This window comes from Fodinibacter luteus (assembly GCF_039541575.1).
In the GTDB taxonomy this organism is placed as follows: Bacteria; Actinomycetota; Actinomycetes; order Actinomycetales; family Dermatophilaceae; genus Fodinibacter; species Fodinibacter luteus.
The window spans coordinates 42,382-59,133 of the sequence record NZ_BAABGM010000008.1 but is presented as its reverse complement, the minus strand read 5'-3'; the positions used below and the strand labels follow the sequence as shown (position 1 = coordinate 59,133).

Genomic DNA, 16,752 nt, shown 5'->3' with positions numbered 1-16,752 from the left:
CCTTCAGTGTCCGAACAGGATGCGGTCGAGGGACGCGAGGGACCGCGGCCGCCACCACAGCCACGCGCCGGCGAGGGCGAAGGCGGCGTCACGGGCGATCTCCTGCGGGTACTGCGTCTCGTCGGCGCCGATCTCCCCGCCACCGCCGAAGCAGCCGCAGTCGATCGTCAGGCCGCGGGCCCACGCCTGGGCGATGCCGACGATGAACGCCAGCATGAGCAGGGTGGAGACGATGGCGACGGGGCGGGTGAACAGGCCGAGCACGAGGAGCACCCCGAGGACGATCTCGACGAACGGCAGCGTGAGGCCGATCCAGCCGGCGAGGTCCATCGGGAAGATCTCGTAGGCCTGCACCGCGCGCTCGGAGGTCAGCGGCTTGCCGACCTTGGCCGCGCCGGCCCAGATGAGGACGACCCCGAGGAAGAGCCGCGCCACGAGGCCGACGACGTCCTTGACGCGCTCACCCCGCTCGGGGCGGTGGCCGAGGTCGCCGGCGGTCGGCTCGGTCGTCGTGCTCACGCTCGTCCCCGCCTCACTCCGTCGGCCAGCTCTGTCGTCAGTGCGCGCAACGCCTCGAGGCGGTCGCCGAGTTCCCCCGGCCCGCCCAGGGCGCGCACGAGCGCCGAGCCGACGATGACCCCGTCGGCGTACGCGGCGAGCTCGGCCGCCTGGTTGCCCGACGAGACACCGAGGCCGACGCACACGGGCAGGTCGGTGACGGCGCGGGTGCGCTCGACGAGCCCGCGCGCGTCGGAGTCGACGCTCGTGCGCGCGCCGGTGACTCCCATCGTCGAGGCGGCGTAGACGAACCCGCGGCAGGCGGCGGTCACCCGGACGAGGCGCTCGGCGGTGGACGAGGGCGCGACGAGGAAGACCCGGTCGAGGCCGTGCTCGTCGCTCGCGGCGAGCCACTCCTGCGCCTCCTCGGGGATGAGGTCGGGCGTGATGAGGCCGGCACCCCCGCCCGCGGCGAGGTCGGCCGCGAAGCGGGCGACCCCGCGGCGCAGCACGAGGTTCCAGTACGTCATGACGAGGGGCGTGCCCCCGACCTCGCGCACCGTGGCGGTGGCGCGGAACACGTCGTCGACCCGAGTGCCGCCGGCGAGCGCCGCCGCGGCCGCGTGCTGGATGACCGCGCCGTCCATGAGCGGGTCGCTGTAGGGGACCCCGACCTCGACGACGTCGCACCCGGCCTCGACGAGCACCCGCATCGCCTCGATCGACGCCTCGACGGTGGGGAACCCCACCGGGAGGTAGCCGATGAGCGCGGCGCGGCCCTCGTCGCGGCAGCGCCGCAGCACCTCCTCGACCCCGCGGACGGTCGTCGTCACGATGCCCCCTCGACGAGGCCGAAGTACTCGGCGGCGGTGTGCATGTCCTTGTCGCCGCGCCCGGAGAGGTTGACGAGCAGGAGGGCGTCGGGCCCGAGCTCCGCGCCGACCTCCATGGCCCCGACGAGGGCGTGCGCCGACTCCAGGGCGGGGATGATGCCCTCGGTGCGGCTCAGCAGGGCGAACGCCTCCATGACCTTGTCGTCGGTGGCGTAGCGGTACTCGGCGCGCCCGCTGTCGCGCAGGAACGCGTGCTCGGGGCCGACGCTCGGGTAGTCGAGCCCCGCCGAGATCGAGTGCGACTCGACGGTCTGCCCGTCGTCGTCCTGCATGAGGTAGCTCATCGCGCCGTGGAGCACCCCGGGTGAGGCCGAGGCGAACCGCGCCGCGTGCCGCCCGGACGCGATGCCGGCCCCGCCGGCCTCCACGCCGATGAGCCGCACCCCGGCGTCGGGGACGAACCGGTGGAAGATCCCCATCGCGTTCGACCCGCCACCGACGCACGCGATGACCGCGTCGGGCAGGCGTCCGGTGAGCTCGAGGACCTGCTCGCGGGCCTCCTCGCCGATGATCTTGTGGAAGTCGCGGACCATCTCGGGGAACGGGTGCGGGCCGGTGACGGTGCCGATGAGGTAGTGCGTCGAGCGGACGTTCGTCACCCAGTCGCGCAGGGCCTCGTTGATGGCGTCCTTGAGCGTGGCGCTGCCGTGCTCGACGGGCACGACCTCGGCCCCGAGGATCTTCATCCGGGCGACGTTGAGCGCCTGGCGCTCGGTGTCGACCCGGCCCATGTAGACCGTGCACTCGAGCCCGAGCAGCGCCGCGGCGGTGGCGGTGGCGACGCCGTGCTGGCCGGCGCCGGTCTCGGCGATGACCCGGATCTTGCCCATCCGCTTCGTGAGCAGGGCCTGCCCGAGGACGTTGTTGATCTTGTGCGACCCGGTGTGGTTGAGGTCCTCGCGCTTGAGGACGACCCGGGCCCCACCGCAGTGGGCCGCGAACCGTGGGACCTCGGTGATGATGCTGGGCCGCCCCGTGTACGTGCGGTGCAGCCGGGCCAGCTCCTCCTGGAACTGCGGGTCGACGGCGGCCTTCTGGCGGGCCTCGTCGAGCTGCTCGAGGGCGGGGACGAGCGCCTCGGGGACGTAGCGGCCGCCGAACTCGCCGAACCGCCCGGGGCGGGGCAGCGGCTCGGGCTCGAGGACGCCGTCGGGAACGGGGGTCTCGGTCGTCGGGTCAGGCACCGGGGGTCCTCCCTGCGGCGGTGGACCCGGCCGCGACGATGGCGGCGGCACCGGCCCGCGGGTCGCCGGTGCGCACGAGCGCCTCGCCGACGAGCACGGCATCCGCACCCTGCGCGGCGTACGCCGCGGCGTCGTGGGCGTCGGCGATGCCCGACTCGGCGACCGTGACGCACGCCTGCGGGATGAGCGGGCGCAGCCGCGAGAAGGTCTCGGGGTGGATGTCGAGGGTCTTGAGGTTGCGCGCGTTGACGCCGATGACGGTCGCGCCGGTGTCGACCGCGCGCTGGGTCTCGACCTCGTCGTGGACCTCGACGAGTGCGGTCATGCCGAGCTCGCGAACCCGGCCGAGCAGGGCCGACAGCTGCTCGTCGTCGAGTGCGGCGACGATGAGCAGCACGAGGTCGGCACCGTGGGCCCGGGCCTCCCAGACCTGGTAGTCGGTGACGACGAAGTCCTTGCGCAGCACCGGCAGCGACACGGTGGCGCGGACGGCATCCAGGTCCTCGAGGCTGCCGCCGAAGCGGCGCGCCTCGGTGAGCACGGACACCGCCGCGGCTCCCCCGGCCTCGTACGCCGCGGCGAGGGCGGCCGGGTCGGGGATGTCCGACAGGGCGCCCCGGCTCGGGCTGGCCCGCTTGACCTCCGCGATGAGCGACAGGCCGGGGCGGCGCAGCACGGCCTCGGCGTCGATCGCCGGGGGCGTGGCGAGCACGGCGTGCTCGAGGTCGGAGATGGACCGGTGGCGCTCGCGCACCGCGAGGTCCTCGCGCACGCCCGCGACGATCGTGTCGAGGACGGTGGTCACGGTCGGACCGCCATCAGCGGATCGAGGGGGCCTCGTCGCGGTCGCGCTGGGCCGCGCCGTAGCCGGCCATCGACAGCACCTTCCCCGCGACGATCCCGACGACGGCCAGGATGGCGCCGCCGACGAACAACCACACGTTGGGGAACACCACCGCGAGCGACATGATCGCGGCGGCGACGATGAGGATGGTCACCGCGGTCCAGGCGGCGACGCTGTGCCCGTGGTCTTCGTGCTCGCTCATCTCGTCAACTTTCGTGCGGGGGCCGGCGACCCGGTTGGCTCGTGCCCGATTCTGTCAGGTTCGCTCGTCCGGACCCACATCGGTGGGGTCCCGGCCGGCGCTCAGCTCGTCCCAGTCGCTGCCGACGCGCTCCCCGCGCGGACCTGCGACGTCGGCGCCGGCCCCGGCGTCCGGGACCTCGTAGCGCGCCGACGGACCACCCCACTCCCGCAGGCCGCGCACGGCCCCGACGAGCCCGACGAGGGCGACGCCGCACGCGAGCAGCGCGACCCACGGCCACACCGTCGTGTCCGCGACGTTCTCGACCGACCCGGTGCGCCCCACCCGGGACGCGGCGACCGGGCCGAGCACGCCCTCGGGGTCGAGGAGGACCCGCACGGCGAGGGCGGCGGCCAGGCCGACCGAGGCGGCGTACGCGACGAGCGCGATGGCGCGCGCGACCCGCCCTGCGGCGACGACCGCGATCGCCGCGGCGGCGACGGCGAGGGCGAGGGCGGTCAGTCCGGGGGCCACCTCGGCGCCGGTCGCGCTGATCCGGGTGGCGCCGAGCACCGCGTCGTCGACCGCCCCGGTGACCCACGGCCGGAACGCGCTGACGAGCAGGCCCACCGCCCCGAGCAGGGCGAGCCCGACGACCGCGCCCTTCGTCGTGAGCCTCGTCACGAGACCGTCCGCATCGCCGAAGCGGTGGCGACCGCACGCAGCGCGGCCGTCGCCTTGTGAACGCACTCCTCGTGCTCGCGCTCCGGCACCGAGTCCGCGACGATGCCGGCGCCGGCCTGCACGTGCGCGACGCCGTCCGTCACGACGGCCGTGCGGATGGCGATGGCCATGTCGAGGTCGCCGTGGAAGTCGAGGTAGCCGACGACCCCGCCGTACACACCGCGGCGGGAGGGTTCGTACTGCTCGATGAGGGCCAGCGCACGCGGCTTCGGGGCCCCGGAGAGAGTGCCGGCCGGGAACGTGGACACGAGGACGTCGTAGGCGCTCACGCCGGGGCGGGTGTCACCGACGACCGTCGACTCGAGGTGCATGACGTGGCTGTAGCGCCGCACGTCCATGAACTCGACGACGTCGACGGTGCCCGGCAGGCAGACGCGCTGGAGGTCGTTGCGCCCGAGGTCGACGAGCATGACGTGCTCCGAGCGTTCCTTGGGGTCGGCGAGCAGCTCCTCGGCGAGCCGGACGTCGTCCTCGGGGGTCTTGCCCCGCGGGCGCGAGCCGGCGATCGGGTGGGTGATGGCGCGGTCGCCGGTGACGCGCACGAGCGCCTCCGGGCTGCTGCCGACGACGGCGTAGGACGACCCGTCGGGGTGCGGGAGCCGGAAGAGGTACATGTACGGGCTGGGGTTGGACGCGCGCAGGGCGCGGTAGACGTCGAGCGGGTCGGCGGCGCAGTCGAGGCTGAACCGCTGCGACAGGACGACCTGGAAGACCTCGCCCGCGCGGATGTCCTCCTTCGCGAGCTCGACGACCTCCTCGTAGCGCTCCCGTGTCGTGTTCGAGCGCACCCCGGCCATCGCCGCGTCGACGGCCGCGGTGTCGACGACGGCGACGGTGCTCTCGGCCGGGGCCGCGAGGGCCCGGGTCATCTCGTCGAGGCGAGCCACGGCATCCGCCCACGCCTGCTCGACCCGCTCGTCGGTGTCGTCGTAGTTGACGGCGTTGGCGACGAGGAGGATCGAGCCGTCGGTGTGGTCGAGGACCGCGAGGTCGGTGGCGAGCATGAGGGCGAGCTCGGGCAGGTGGAGGACGTCGGGGGTCGTGTCCGGGACGCGCTCCCAGCGCCGCACGGCATCGTAGGTGATGGCGCCGACCATGCCGCCGGTGAGCGGGGGCAGGCCGGCGATCGGCTCGGTCGCGAGGGCCTGCATCGTCCCCCGGAGCGCGTCGGTGGCGAGGCCGGTCGTCGGCACGCCGACCGGCGGCTCGCCGATCCAGTGCGCCTCGCCGTCGCGCTCGGTGAGGGTGGCCCGGCTCGCGGCGCCGACGATCGACCAGCGCGACCACACGCCGCCGTGCTCGGCCGACTCCAGGAGGAAGGTGCCGGGGCGCTCCCCCGCGAGCTTGCGGTAGACGCCCACCGGCGTCTCGGCGTCGCCCATGAGGCGGCGGACGACGGGGATGACCCGGCGGTCGCGGGCGAGCACGCCGAAGACGTCGAGGGTGGGCCAGGTCTGGCCGTAGGCGAGGTCGGGGGTGGTCGCCCGACCGTCGGATGCCGTGCTCACGCCCCGCCGTCCGGGTCGCCGCTGGTGCCGTCCGGGTTCCCGACGGCGGCAGCGAGGTGGTCCGCCCCGCCGTCCGGGTCGCCGCTGGTGCCGTCCGGGTCGCCGCTGGTGCCGTCCGGGTCGCCACTGCTGCCGTCCGGGTTGGCGACGGCGGCAGCGAGGTCACCGGCGTCGAAGCAGGTGCGGTCGCCGGTGTGGCAGGCCGCGCCGACCTGGTCGACGCGCACGAGCAGGGCGTCGCCGTCGCAGTCGAGGGCCACCGAGCGGACGTGCTGGACGTGCCCGGACGTGTCCCCCTTGCGCCAGTACTCGCGTCGGCTGCGCGACCAGTACGTGACCCGGCCCTCGGTGAGCGTGCGGCGCAGGGCCTCGTCGTCCATCCAGCCGAGCATGAGCACCTCGCCGGTGTCGTGCTGCTGGACGACGGCGGCGACGAGGCCGGCGGCGTCGCGCTTCAGCCGCGCGGCGACGGCCGGGTCCAGCGGGGAAACGTCGCGGGTCGGCCGCGCGGCGACGGGCGGCTCGGCAGCGGGGGACGTCGGGTCGGGGCTGGGCACCCGGTCATTCTGCCGTGACGGGTCGACGTCCCGGTCCGGGGGCCGACCCGCGGACCGGCAGCCGCCTGGCTCGGCCGGGAGGGCACGGGTCGCGGGGTTGCCCTCGGGCTACCGCCTGGTACTCGCTGCCCGGGCGACGAGTACTGAGTGGTAGGTCGCGCCGTCACCACGACCGACCCGGCAACGCCGAGCCGGGACCAGCCGACCTCCCCGGGCACCCGGCATCCGACGTACGGCCCGAACCCAGGAGCCTCCACCGAGTCGAGGTGATACCGCTCGCGACAACGTGCCATCACCTCCACCCCGCCAGCACCCGCCGAGGCCAGGTGATACCGCTCGCCACAACGCGCGCCATCACCTCCACCCCCGCGTCCCGGCCCGACTCCGGGGCATCCCCGCGGGGTCAGCGCACCGGCTGGCCGTCGGCGCGCAGCGCGTCCTTGACCTCGGCGATGGTCAGCTCACCGAAGTGGAACACGCTCGCCGCGAGGACGGCATCCGCGCCGGCCCGCACGGCGGGGGCGAAGTGCTCCACCCGGCCCGCTCCCCCGCTCGCGATGACCGGCACGGTCACCTCGGCGCGCACGAGTGCGATGAGCTCGAGGTCGAAGCCGTCCTTCGTGCCGTCGGCGTCCATCGAGTTCAGGAGGATCTCGCCGGCGCCGAGGGCCTGCGCCCGCACGCACCACTCGACGGCGTCGATGCCGGTGCGGGCGCGCCCACCGTGGGTCGTGACCTCGAACCCCCCGGCGGGGCGACCGGAGTCGTCGCGGCGGCGTCGGACGTCGGCGGACAGCACGAGTACCTGGGCCCCGAACCGGTCGGCCGTCTCGGCGATGAGCGCGGGCCGCGCGACCGCCGCGGTGTTGACCCCGACCTTGTCGGCGCCGGCCCGCAGGAGGCGGTCGACGTCGTCGACGGTGCGCACCCCGCCACCCACCGTGAGCGGGATGAAGACCTCCTCGGCGGTGCGGGCGACGACGTCGAGCATCGTGGCGCGGTCGCCGCTGCTCGCCGTGACGTCGAGGAAGGTCAGCTCGTCGGCGCCCTGCTCCCCGTAGCGCCGGGCGAGGGCGACCGGGTCGCCGGCGTCGCGCAGGTTCTCGAAGTTGACCCCCTTGACGACGCGACCGTCGTCGACGTCGAGGCACGGGATGACGCGGACCGCCACGGACATGCGCCCAATGTAGCCAGCACTAGAGTCGCCGCCATGTCCCACCCGCCCCTCGAGCGGCACCGGCCGGTCGAGCACGCCGACCCCGACCACGTCGCGGCGGTCACGGCGGCGGCCCGGGCGGCCCGACCCGTGGCGGGCGGCCCGGTGGTCGTGGCCGTCGACGGCCGCAGCGGCTCGGGCAAGACCCTCCTCGGCACGGCGGTGGCGCGCGAGCTCGGGTGCCCGGTCGTCCACGTCGACGCCGTGTACCCCGGCTGGGACGGGCTCTCCGCGGGGGTCGCCCTCGTGACCGAGCACGTGCTCGAGCCCCTCGCTCGCGGCGAGCGGGCGAGCTACCCGCGGTGGGACTGGATGCGCTCGCGCCCCGGCCGCACGGTCGCCGTGCCGCCGGGCACCCACCTCGTCCTCGAGGGCTGCGGCTCCCTCGTGCCGCCGGCGGTGGCCCACGCCGCCGTGCGGGTCTGGGTCGAGGCCCCGGAGGACCTGCGTCGACAGCGGGCCCTCGGGCGCGACGGTGACACCTACGCCCCGCACTGGGACCGCTGGGCGGCCCAGGAGGATGCCGTGTACGCCGCCTCGCGACCCTGGCTCACCGCCCACCTCGTGCTGAGGACGGCGCCGGCGTGACGCTGCTCGGGGCCCGCCGGGCCCTGGCCCGGGGCGTGGACCGGCTGCTCGACCGGTGGGTGCTCCTCCTCCAGATCGGCGTGGCGGTGCTTCTCGCCTGGCTCGTGGCGAGCGAGCTCCTCGGCCACGACAACCCGTTCTTCGCCCCCGTCACCGCGATCCTGTGCCTGGGGCTCACCTACGGCCAGCGGTTGCGGCGCATCGTCGAGGTGACGGTCGGCGTGGCCATCGGCGTGCTCGTCGGCGACCTCATCGTCATGGGGCTGGGATCGGGTGCGTGGCAGATGGCGCTCGTCGTCGTGCTCGCGATGGGTCTGGCGGTCGTCGTGTCGTCGGGGCAGCTGCTCGTCATCCAGGCCGGGGTGCAGTCGGTGTTCATCGTGGCGTTCGTCGCCGACCAGAGCGCGTCGTTCTCGCGCTGGGTCGACGCCGTCATGGGCGGCCTCGTCGCCCTCGTCATCGGGGCCGTCGCCCCCACCTCCCCGGTCCGCCGGCCCCGGGCGCTGGCCGCGCGCACGACCCGCGAGGTCGCCACGACCCTGCGCGACGTCGTCGCGGCCCTGCACCGCCGGGACCGCGTGCTCGCGGGCGCCGCGCTCGACGGCGCCCGGGCCCTGGAGACCCAGCTCGGCGAGCTGCGGACCGCCGCCGCCGAGGGCTCGGCCGTCGTGCGCCAGTCCCCCCTGCTGCGCCGGCACGCGCCGGTGGCCGAGGCGTCGTCGGCTCTCGTCGTCCCGCTCGACCGCTGCGTGCGCAACCTGAGGGTGCTCGCCCGCCGGGCCGGGGTCGCGGTCGCTCGCGACGAGGACGTGCCCGAGCACTACGTCGACCTCGTCGCGGCGCTCGCCGCCGCCGCCGAGGACCTCGCCCGGGTGCTCGACGAGCACGCGACCCCCTCGGCGGGTCGCCGGGTCCTCGAGCGCGTCGCGGGGCTGTCGGCGCGGGTCGACCCCACGGCGGGGCTGTCGGCCGAGATGATCCGCGGCCAGGTGCGCTCGATGGTCGTCGACCTGCTCGTCGTCGCCGGCCTGGACGAGGACGAGGCGCTGCGGCTCGTGCCGGAGTCCTACCTGCCCTGACGCGCGCCGCGCCGTCGGCCCCGGTGGTCGGCGACGAGGGCGGCGAGACGCCCGGCCTCGGCCCGGGCGAGGTCGCCGTCGGCGCGCTGGATCGCCATGACGGCGAGCTCGTCGGTGTCCTCGAGCTCTAGGCTCACCCACGGGGCGCCCTCGGGGAAGCGGACGTCGACGACCTCCTCCCACAGGACGGTGCGGGTCACCATGAGGTTGCGCACGGTGAGGCCGACGTCGTCCGGGACGGCCCGGATGCTCGCGTACCGGCCGAGGAAGGCGGCGAGCCCGGCGCCCAGGCCGACGAGGGCGAGTTGGTCGCCGACGGCCCAGCCGGTGCGGCCCATCCCGACCGCGACGCCCGCACACACGACGAGGGCCACCCCCGCCATGACGAGCGGCATGACCCGGCCGCGCCGGGGCCGGAACGGGGCGTCCGGGGCGCCGGGACCCTGCGCGGGGACGCTCACAGGCGGCAGGCCGTGATGTCGGTGACGAGGATCGCGCGCGCGCCCAGGTCGTACAGCTCGTCCATGACGGCGTTCGTGCCGGTGCGGGGCACCATGGCCCGCACGGCCACCCAGTCGCGGTTCTGCAGCGGCGACACGGTCGGCGACTCCAGGCCGGGGGTGATCGCGCAGGCGTCGTCGACGAGGGAGGCCGGCACGTCGTAGTCGAGCATGACGTAGTGGCGCGCGGTGATGACGCCGAGGAGGCGGCGACGCAGCACCTCGACCGCCGCGGTCTCCTCGCTGCCCTCGCGCCGCACGAGCACCGCCTCGCTGCGCAGGATCGGCTCGCCGAACACCTCGAGCCCCTGGGAGCGCAGCGTGGCGCCGGTCTCGACGACGTCCGCGATGACGTCCGCGACCCCCAGGGTGATCGCGGTCTCCACGGCCCCGTCGAGGCGGACGACCGCCGCCGGGATGCCGTGGTCGGCCAGGTGCTTCTCGACGAGGCCCTGGTAGCTCGTCGCGACCCGGTGGCCCGCGATGTCGGCGAGCGCGGAGGCGGTGCCGGGACGGGCCGCGTACCGGAACGTCGACGCCCCGAAGCCCAGTCCCATGACCTCGACGGCGGCCGAGCCGGAGTCGAGGAGCAGGTCGCGACCGGTCACGCCGCAGTCGACGGTGCCCGACCCGACGTAGACGGCGATGTCGCGGGGGCGCAGGTAGAAGAGCTCGACGCCGTTGTCGGCGTCGGTGACGACGAGCTCCTTGGGGTCGCGGCGGGTGCGGTAGCCGGCCTCGCGGAGCATGGCGGCCGCGGGCTCGGACAGGGAGCCCTTGTTCGGGACGGCGATGCGGAGCATGGGTTCGTGGGTCTCCGGTCAGAGGTGCTGGTAGACGTCGTCGGGCGAGATGTCGGTGGCGAGCATGAGCACCTGCACGTGGTAGAGCAGCTGGCTGATCTCCTCGGCGGTGCGCTCGGCCCCCTCGTGCTCGGCGGCCATCCAGACCTCCGCCGCCTCCTCGACGACCTTCTTGCCGATGGCGTGCACGCCGGCATCGAGGGCGAGCACTGTGCCCGACCCCGAGGGTCGGGTGCGGGCCTTCTCGGCCAGCTCGGCGTACAGGTCGTCGAACGTCTTCACGAGGGGCAAGCCTACGGGGGGCCCGCCCACCGACCGTCGAGCGTCCACCGGACCCCGGACCCCCGGACCCGGGCCACGGCCCCGGCCATCTGACCCGGCCATCTGACCCGGCCACCGGCTCCCGGCGGCGGCGCCGGCGCCGGCGCCGGGTCAGCCGACCGGGTCGAGCTCGCGCTCCGGCAGCGGGTCGGGCTCCTCGGTGCGCGAGGCCCGCAGCCACACGGTGAAGCCGACGAGGACGAGCCCGCCGTAGACCGCGTACAGCACCGCCGTCGCGTAGTACCCGCTGTGCCAGAGCAGGGGCACGCCGACGAGGTCGACGGCGACCCACATGAGCCAGAACTCGTTCCAGCCCCGGGCCATGGCGTACGTCGCGAGCATCGAGCCGACGAGGATCCACGCGTCGCACCAGAAGTACCAGCGCGGCGCGGGCCAGGCCGCGCCGATCGACGCGAGCACCCACTGGGCGACGACGACGCCACCGACCCAGGCGAGGAGGTAGCCGGCGCGCTCGCCCCCGGTGGCCCAGCGCGGGGTGATGGCCGGGGTGTCGGCGGGAGCGCCGGCGGCCAGCCGCGCGGTGCGGTGCTCCTGCCACCGCCACCAGCCGTACAGGCTCGTCATGATGAAGAACACCTGCCGGCCCGCCTGCCCGAAGAGCGGGGTGCGCGCGTCGGCGTCGAAGGTCGCGGACACGAAGATGACGAAGAGCAGGAGGTTGCCGACGATGCCGATCGGCCACGCCCACACCCTGCGCCGCATGCCGAGGATGGCGGACGCGAAGCCGAAGGCGTTGCCGACGACCTCGATCCACGGCAGCTCGTGGCCGGCGACCGTCACGGACTCGGCGTGGAGCCACGCGAGCAGCTCACGGAACGCGTTCACGTGGCGGAGCCGGCCCGTTCGAGGTCCCGCAGCGTGACGGCGGTCGCGACGGCGGCCGTCGCGGCCTCGTGGCCCTTGTCCTCCGACGAGCCCGGCAGGCCCGAGCGCTCGAGGGCCTGCTCGACCGTGTCGCACGTGAGCACGCCGAACCCGATGGGGACACCGGTGCCGACGGCCACCGCGGTCAGCCCGGCGGTGACCCCCTGGCAGACGTACTCGAAGTGCGGTGTCCCGCCCCGGACGACGACACCGAGGGCGACGAGGGCGTCGTACCGGGTCGCGAGGCGGGCACAGGCGACGCTCAGCTCGACGGTGCCCGGGACGCGGACGAGCGTCGGGCGCTCGACACCGGCATCCGCGAGGCCGCGCAGCGCGCCGGCGACGAGGCCGCCCATGACCTGCTCGTGCCACGACGCCGCGACGACGGCGACCCGCAGGCCGGTGCCGTCGACGGCGACGACGGGTGCTCCTTCTCCGCTCATGCTGTGCTGCTCCTCGGGTCGGGCGGCCGCGGTCAGGCCGTCGTGCCGGTGTCGGCCGTGTCGATGACGAGGTCGTGGCCCATCCGGTCGCGCTTCGTGCGCAGGTACGCGGCGTTCTCGGCGACCGGCGCGATCCGCAGCCGCTCGACGACGACGACGTCGATGCCGTGCTCGCGCATCGCCTCGACCTTGGCCGGGTTGTTCGTCAGCAGCCGTACCTCGGTGACCCCGAGGTCGACGAGCACGGCCGCCCCGGCGGCGTACTCGCGGGCGTCGATCGGCAGGCCCAGCTCGAGCTGCGCGTCGACCGTGTCGAGGCCCCGGTCCTGCAGCTCGTAGGCGCGCAGCTTCGCGCCGAGCCCCACCCCGCGGCCCTCGTGGCCCCGGACGTAGACGACGACGCCACCCTCGGCGGCGACCCGCTCCAGGGCGCGGTCGAGCTGGGGGCCGCAGTCGCACCGCTGCGAGCCGAGCACGTCACCGGTGAGGCACTCGGAGTGCACCCGCACGAGGGGGGCGTGCTCGGGGATGCCGCGCGGGCTGACGAGTGCGACGTGCTCGACCCCGGTGACCACGTCGCGGTAGGCGATGGTGCGGAAGGTGCCGTGGCGGGTCGGCAGCACGGTGTCGGCGACCCGCTCGACCCGGTCGTGGCGCTGCCGCCAGGCGATGAGCTCGGCGATCGTGATGACGGGCAGCCCGGCCCGCTCCCCCAGCTCGAGCACCTCGGGGGTGCGCAGCATGCTGCCGTCGTCGGCGACGAGCTCACCGATCGCGCCGACCGGCGCGAGGCCCGCGAGGCGGCACAGGTCGACCGCGGCCTCGGTGTGGCCGGGCCGGGCGAGCACCCCACCGGGACGGGCCCGCAGCGGCACGACGTGGCCGGGCCGGATGAGGTCGGTCGGAGTGGCGGTGCGGTCGCTCAGCGTGCGGATCGTGTGGGCCCGGTCGGCCGCCGAGATGCCGGTCGTGACCCCGGATGCCGCGTCGACCGTCACGGTGTAGGCGGTGCGGAGCGGGTCGCGGTTGTCGCGGACCATGAGCGGCAGCGCGAGGCGGTCGGCGACCTCCTCGGTGACCGGGGCGCAGATGTACCCCGACGTGTGGCGGATCGTCCACGCCATCCACGCATCGGTGAGGGTCTGCCCGGAGAGGACGACGTCGCCCTCGTTCTCGCGGTCCTCGTCGTCGAGGACGAGGACGGGGCGCCCGTCGCGCAGGGCCTGGAGGGCCTCCTCGACCGTCGCGAGGCTCATGACGCCTCCACCGTGGCGAACCGGGTCGCGAGCAGGCGCTCGACGTACTTCGCGAGCACGTCGACCTCGAGGTTGACGACGTCGCCGGCGCCCTTGGTCCCGAGCGTCGTCAGCTCGAGCGTCGTGGGGATGAGCGAGACCGTGAGCGCGTCGTCGATCACGCTGACGACGGTCAGGCTCACCCCGTCGACGGTGATCGAGCCCTTCTCGACGACGTAGGGCGCGAGGTCGGGCGGCACGGAGACCTCGACGAGCTCCCAGCGGTCGCCGGGGCTGCGGGCCGTGATCGTCCCGGTGCCGTCGACGTGCCCCTGCACGACGTGGCCACCGAAGCGTCCGGAGGCGGCCATGGCGCGCTCGAGGTTGACCCGGTCGCCGGGTCGCAGCGCCCCGAGGCTCGAGCGGTGCAGGGTCTCGGCCATGACGTCGACGGTGAAGTCGCCCTCACCCACCTCGACGACGGTGAGGCACACCCCGTTGACGCAGATCGAGTCGCCGTGGGTCGCGTCGCTCGTCACGAGTGGCCCGTGGACGGTCAGGCGTGCGGAGTCCGCGGCGGGCACGAGCTCGGTGACGGTGCCGAGCTCCTCGACGATCCCGGTGAACATGGCGGTCAGCTCCTCTGGAGGGGGCGGGCGGTGATCCGGACGTCCGGACCGAGGACGGTGACGTCGGTGGGGCGCAGGCGCACGGCATCCGAGATGGACCTGACCCCGAGGTCGGCCACCGTGGACGGACCGGCGCCGAGCAGCACGGGGGCCACGTAGGCGACGAGCTCGTCGACGAGTCCGGCGGCGAGGAAGGCGGCGAGGATCGTCGGGCCCCCCTCGAGGAGCACCCGGTGCACCCCGCGGGCGTGCAGGTCGGCGAGCACCACGGCGGGGTCGTGGGTGGCGAGGGCCAGCGTCTTGGCGGAGCCGTCGAGGAGGTGGCTCCCCTCGGGCACCGGGCGGAGCCCGACGACGACGCGCAGCGGCTGGCGCGGCGCCGCGGCGCCGTCCGCGCCGCGCACGGTGAGGCGCGGGTCGTCGGCGAGGGCGGTGCCGGTCCCGACGACGACGGCCCCGCAGCGGGCCCGCAGCGCGTGCACGTCGGCCCGCGCCACCTCCCCGGTGACCCACCGGCTCGAGCCGTCGGCCGCGGCGACGCGTCCGTCGAGGGTCGAGGCGGTCTTGGCGACGACCCACGGCCGGGCGGCCCGCCGGGCGTGGAGCCAGGACGCGTTGAGCTCCTCGGCCTCGGCCGCGAGCAGCCCTCCCTCGACGGCGACGCCCGCGCCGGCCAGCCGGGTGGCGCCGCCGGCGGCGCGCGGGTCGGGGTCGGTGACCGCGTAGACGACCCGGGACACGCCGGCGGCGAGCAGCGCCTCGGTGCACGGGGAGGTGCGCCCGGTGTGGTCGCAGGGCTCGAGGGTGACGTAGGCCGTGCCCCCGCGGGCCGCGTCGCCGGCCCGGGAGAGCGCGTCGACCTCGGCGTGGGGGGTGCCCGCCCCACGGTGGTGACCGACCGCGACGAGCCGGCCCGCGGCATCCGTGACGACGCAGCCGACGCGGGGGTTCGGGTCGGCCTCGGGACCCATCCGGGCAGCGTCGAGCGCCCGCTGCATGAGCGCGATGTGCTCGTCCATGTGCTGCCCTCGTGCCTCGAACCGGTCGTCGGTCGGGCTCCGGGCGATGGCCGGCGAGCGACGACGCCGCGAGGGCGCCGCCGACCACGGCCGCCGACGCCGACCCGAGGGCCGTCGTCGGCACGTGCTGCCTACCATCCGGACTTTCACCGTCGGTCCCGGAGTTCCACCGGGTCCACCGGCCGCTGGCTGCGGCCGGGTCGCGGACTGTCACCGCCGGTTCGGAGTTGCACCGACCCCGGAGCACGTGTCCCGGCCAGTATGCCGCACCGGGTGGCGCCGTCCAGCGCCGTTTCGCTGTGCGCTCACTCACGCGGCCCGGGGCGTGACGGGCGCCCGGGAGTCACCCCTCGACAACGACCCCCAGCGCGACGAGGAGCCCCGCCGCGCCGAACGCGTCGACGCGCAGCCCCCGGACGCGGTTGTCCGTGGGGTCGAGCACGTACCCCGTCGCGCCGAGCAGGCTCGCCCCCCGCAGGTCCGTCCCGGCGAACACCGCCCCGCCGAGCTCGCAGTCCCCGAAGTCGACGTCGCGGGCGTCCGCCCCGCTCAGGTCGGCCTCGCGCAGCGAGCAGCCGTCGAAGCGCGACCCGGTGAGCACGGCATTCTGGAAGGAGGCCAGGTCGAGCCGGCACTTCTCGAAGTCCCAGGGGCGGCTCGACAGCGCCGCCTCCGCCGCGCGCGACCAGGTCACCGCCAGGGCCGTGCACTCGACGAACCGGCAGTCGACGAACCGGGATCCGAGGACGTCGACCCGGTTGAGGTTGCAGCCGACGAAGACGCAGTCGGTGAAGGTGCACCCGCGCAGGACGGCGCCCTCCAGCACCGAGCGCTCGAACCGGCAGCCCTCGAGCTCGACCCCCTCGAGGACCTCCCCCGGGGCGAGACCCTCGGTGACGTGGAGGTCCGCGGCGTACCCACCCGCCCCGGCGAGGCGGTCGAGCAGGGATGCCGTGGCCGTCACCCGTGGGCGTGGCGCAGGGCGAGCGCCCGCAGCTCGGCGATCGCCCCGGCGGCCGACTCGGCTCCGTAGACGGCGGACCCGGCGACGAAGACGTCGGCCCCGGCCTCGGCGCACTGCTCGATGGTCGTCGCCGACACGCCGCCGTCGACCTGCACCCAGATCTCGCCGCCGTGCCGCCGCACCGCCTCGCGGGCCTCGCGGACCTTGGGCATCTGGTCGGCCATGAACGCCTGCCCGCCGAACCCGGGCTCGACGGTCATGACGAGCACCATGTCGACCTCGGGCAGCAGGTCGGCGTACGGCGCGAACGGGGTGCCGGGCTTGAGCGCGAAGGCGGCCCGCGCTCCGGCGGCGCGGATCGCCCGGGCCGTCGCGACAGCGTCCCGGACGGCCTCGACGTGGAAGGTGACCGACTGGGCGCCGGCCTCGGCGTACCCGGGAGCCCACCGGTCGGGGTCCTCGATCATGAGGTGGCAGTCGATGGGGACCGGCGACACCTCGAGCAACGCCTCGACGACCGGCAGGCCCAGGGTGAGGTTGGGCACGAAGTGGTTGTCCATGACGTCGACGTGCGCCCAGTCGGCGTCCGCGACCCGCCGCAGCTCGGCCTCGAGGTTGGCGAAGTCGGCGGACAGGATCGACGGGGAGATCTGCACGGCGA

20 protein-coding genes, 1 pseudogene and 1 riboswitch are annotated in these 16,752 nt (G+C 75.1%); of the genes and pseudogenes, 2 read left to right on the top strand and 19 right to left on the bottom strand.

The features are described 5' to 3' along the window. Window positions 1-3: 3 nt before the first annotated feature. From ABD899_RS06285 to hisF, 9 genes and pseudogenes are all read right to left on the bottom strand, one after another. Window positions 4-519, bottom strand: a complete 516-nt coding sequence (locus ABD899_RS06285; protein WP_345203627.1) for a MauE/DoxX family redox-associated membrane protein — start codon at window positions 517-519, stop codon at window positions 4-6. Continuing rightward, window positions 516-1,331, bottom strand: a complete 816-nt coding sequence (trpA, locus tag ABD899_RS06280; protein ID WP_345203625.1) for a tryptophan synthase subunit alpha — start codon at window positions 1,329-1,331, stop codon at window positions 516-518. The genes ABD899_RS06285 and trpA overlap by 4 nt, the downstream gene beginning before the upstream one ends. Further along, the gene (gene trpB / locus ABD899_RS06275; protein WP_345203888.1) at window positions 1,328-2,518 is read right to left on the bottom strand and encodes a tryptophan synthase subunit beta; all 1,191 of its coding nucleotides are present in this window, start codon (window positions 2,516-2,518) and stop codon (window positions 1,328-1,330) included. The genes trpA and trpB overlap by 4 nt, the downstream gene beginning before the upstream one ends. A 49-nt stretch (window positions 2,519-2,567) precedes the next feature. Beyond that, window positions 2,568-3,380, bottom strand: a complete 813-nt coding sequence (gene trpC / locus ABD899_RS06270; protein WP_345203622.1) for an indole-3-glycerol phosphate synthase TrpC — start codon at window positions 3,378-3,380, stop codon at window positions 2,568-2,570. A gap of 13 nt (window positions 3,381-3,393) precedes the next feature. Beyond that, window positions 3,394-3,621: an HGxxPAAW family protein gene (locus ABD899_RS06265; protein WP_345203620.1), complete on the bottom strand. Its 228-nt coding sequence runs from the start codon at window positions 3,619-3,621 to the stop codon at window positions 3,394-3,396. A gap of 54 nt (window positions 3,622-3,675) precedes the next feature. After that, window positions 3,676-4,284 (bottom strand): Trp biosynthesis-associated membrane protein, encoded by a 609-nt coding sequence (locus ABD899_RS06260; RefSeq protein ID WP_345203618.1) that lies wholly within the window; start codon window positions 4,282-4,284, stop codon window positions 3,676-3,678. Continuing rightward, complete coding sequence (locus ABD899_RS06255; RefSeq protein ID WP_345203615.1) at window positions 4,281-5,852, bottom strand: anthranilate synthase component I; 1,572 nt, start codon at window positions 5,850-5,852, stop codon at window positions 4,281-4,283. Before ABD899_RS06255 ends, ABD899_RS06260 begins: the two co-directional genes overlap by 4 nt. Window positions 5,853-5,992: 140 nt before the next feature. Next, window positions 5,993-6,334: pseudogene (gene hisI, locus ABD899_RS06250) on the bottom strand (phosphoribosyl-AMP cyclohydrolase); the annotation flags it as partial. Window positions 6,335-6,812: 478 nt separating this feature from the next. Then, window positions 6,813-7,586, bottom strand: a complete 774-nt coding sequence (hisF, locus tag ABD899_RS06245; protein WP_345203613.1) for an imidazole glycerol phosphate synthase subunit HisF — start codon at window positions 7,584-7,586, stop codon at window positions 6,813-6,815. 33 nt (window positions 7,587-7,619) lie between these two features. Here hisF and ABD899_RS06240 point away from each other — a divergent pair, with 33 nt between their 5' ends. Together ABD899_RS06240 and ABD899_RS06235 are read left to right on the top strand one after the other, a co-directional pair. Then, entirely contained in the window at window positions 7,620-8,213 is a 594-nt protein-coding gene (locus tag ABD899_RS06240; RefSeq protein ID WP_345203610.1) for a nucleoside/nucleotide kinase family protein, read from the top strand. Next, window positions 8,210-9,292, top strand: coding sequence for an FUSC family protein (locus ABD899_RS06235; RefSeq protein ID WP_345203608.1), 1,083 nt, complete (start codon window positions 8,210-8,212; stop codon window positions 9,290-9,292). The genes ABD899_RS06240 and ABD899_RS06235 overlap by 4 nt, the downstream gene beginning before the upstream one ends. Here ABD899_RS06235 and ABD899_RS06230 read toward each other — a convergent pair. From ABD899_RS06230 to rpe, 10 genes are all read right to left on the bottom strand, one after another. Further along, the gene (locus ABD899_RS06230; RefSeq protein WP_345203605.1) at window positions 9,280-9,753 is read right to left on the bottom strand and encodes a PH domain-containing protein; all 474 of its coding nucleotides are present in this window, start codon (window positions 9,751-9,753) and stop codon (window positions 9,280-9,282) included. The two genes, ABD899_RS06235 and ABD899_RS06230, sit on opposite strands and share 13 nt — an antisense overlap. Then, window positions 9,750-10,595, bottom strand: coding sequence for an ATP phosphoribosyltransferase (gene hisG / locus ABD899_RS06225; RefSeq protein ID WP_345203602.1), 846 nt, complete (start codon window positions 10,593-10,595; stop codon window positions 9,750-9,752). Before hisG ends, ABD899_RS06230 begins: the two co-directional genes overlap by 4 nt. An 18-nt stretch (window positions 10,596-10,613) precedes the next feature. Further along, a complete protein-coding gene (locus ABD899_RS06220) occupies window positions 10,614-10,877 on the bottom strand; it encodes a phosphoribosyl-ATP diphosphatase (protein WP_345203600.1) in 264 nt (87 codons plus the stop codon). A gap of 150 nt (window positions 10,878-11,027) precedes the next feature. Next, complete coding sequence (gene pnuC, locus ABD899_RS06215; RefSeq protein ID WP_345203598.1) at window positions 11,028-11,762, bottom strand: nicotinamide riboside transporter PnuC; 735 nt, start codon at window positions 11,760-11,762, stop codon at window positions 11,028-11,030. Continuing rightward, on the bottom strand, window positions 11,759-12,244 hold the full coding sequence (gene ribH, locus ABD899_RS06210) for a 6,7-dimethyl-8-ribityllumazine synthase (protein ID WP_345203596.1): 486 nt from the start codon (window positions 12,242-12,244) through the stop codon (window positions 11,759-11,761). The genes pnuC and ribH overlap by 4 nt, the downstream gene beginning before the upstream one ends. 32 nt (window positions 12,245-12,276) lie before the next feature. After that, window positions 12,277-13,500: a bifunctional 3,4-dihydroxy-2-butanone-4-phosphate synthase/GTP cyclohydrolase II gene (locus ABD899_RS06205; protein ID WP_345203594.1), complete on the bottom strand. Its 1,224-nt coding sequence runs from the start codon at window positions 13,498-13,500 to the stop codon at window positions 12,277-12,279. After that, the gene (locus ABD899_RS06200) at window positions 13,497-14,108 is read right to left on the bottom strand and encodes a riboflavin synthase (RefSeq protein WP_345203592.1); all 612 of its coding nucleotides are present in this window, start codon (window positions 14,106-14,108) and stop codon (window positions 13,497-13,499) included. The genes ABD899_RS06205 and ABD899_RS06200 overlap by 4 nt, the downstream gene beginning before the upstream one ends. Window positions 14,109-14,113: 5 nt before the next feature. Further along, window positions 14,114-15,127, bottom strand: coding sequence for a bifunctional diaminohydroxyphosphoribosylaminopyrimidine deaminase/5-amino-6-(5-phosphoribosylamino)uracil reductase RibD (gene ribD / locus ABD899_RS06195; protein WP_345203590.1), 1,014 nt, complete (start codon window positions 15,125-15,127; stop codon window positions 14,114-14,116). A 120-nt stretch (window positions 15,128-15,247) separates the two neighbouring features. Next, a riboswitch (FMN riboswitch) is annotated at window positions 15,248-15,378 on the bottom strand. Window positions 15,379-15,470: 92 nt separating this feature from the next. Beyond that, window positions 15,471-16,091 (bottom strand): pentapeptide repeat-containing protein, encoded by a 621-nt coding sequence (locus ABD899_RS06190; protein WP_345203588.1) that lies wholly within the window; start codon window positions 16,089-16,091, stop codon window positions 15,471-15,473. Then, window positions 16,088-16,747 carry a ribulose-phosphate 3-epimerase gene (rpe, locus tag ABD899_RS06185; RefSeq protein ID WP_345203586.1) on the bottom strand — a complete coding sequence of 220 codons (660 nt, stop codon included), beginning with the start codon at window positions 16,745-16,747 and terminating at the stop codon, window positions 16,088-16,090. Before rpe ends, ABD899_RS06190 begins: the two co-directional genes overlap by 4 nt. Between the last annotated feature and the right edge of the window lie 5 nt (window positions 16,748-16,752).

Excerpts from the sequence above, each read along its gene's own strand:
- hisF (WP_345203613.1), bottom strand. The coding sequence starts at position 7,586 with ATGTCCGTGGCGGTCCGCGTCATCCCGTGCCTCGACGTCGACGACGGT.
- ribD (WP_345203590.1), bottom strand. The coding sequence starts at position 15,127 with ATGGACGAGCACATCGCGCTCATGCAGCGGGCGCTCGACGCTGCCCGG.
- hisG (WP_345203602.1), bottom strand. The coding sequence starts at position 10,595 with ATGCTCCGCATCGCCGTCCCGAACAAGGGCTCCCTGTCCGAGCCCGCG.
- ribH (WP_345203596.1), bottom strand. The coding sequence starts at position 12,244 with ATGAGCGGAGAAGGAGCACCCGTCGTCGCCGTCGACGGCACCGGCCTG.
- ABD899_RS06205 (WP_345203594.1), bottom strand. The coding sequence starts at position 13,500 with ATGAGCCTCGCGACGGTCGAGGAGGCCCTCCAGGCCCTGCGCGACGGG.
- ABD899_RS06265 (WP_345203620.1), bottom strand. The coding sequence starts at position 3,621 with ATGAGCGAGCACGAAGACCACGGGCACAGCGTCGCCGCCTGGACCGCG.
- ABD899_RS06200 (WP_345203592.1), bottom strand. The coding sequence starts at position 14,108 with ATGTTCACCGGGATCGTCGAGGAGCTCGGCACCGTCACCGAGCTCGTG.
- ABD899_RS06240 (WP_345203610.1), top strand. The coding sequence starts at position 7,620 with ATGTCCCACCCGCCCCTCGAGCGGCACCGGCCGGTCGAGCACGCCGAC.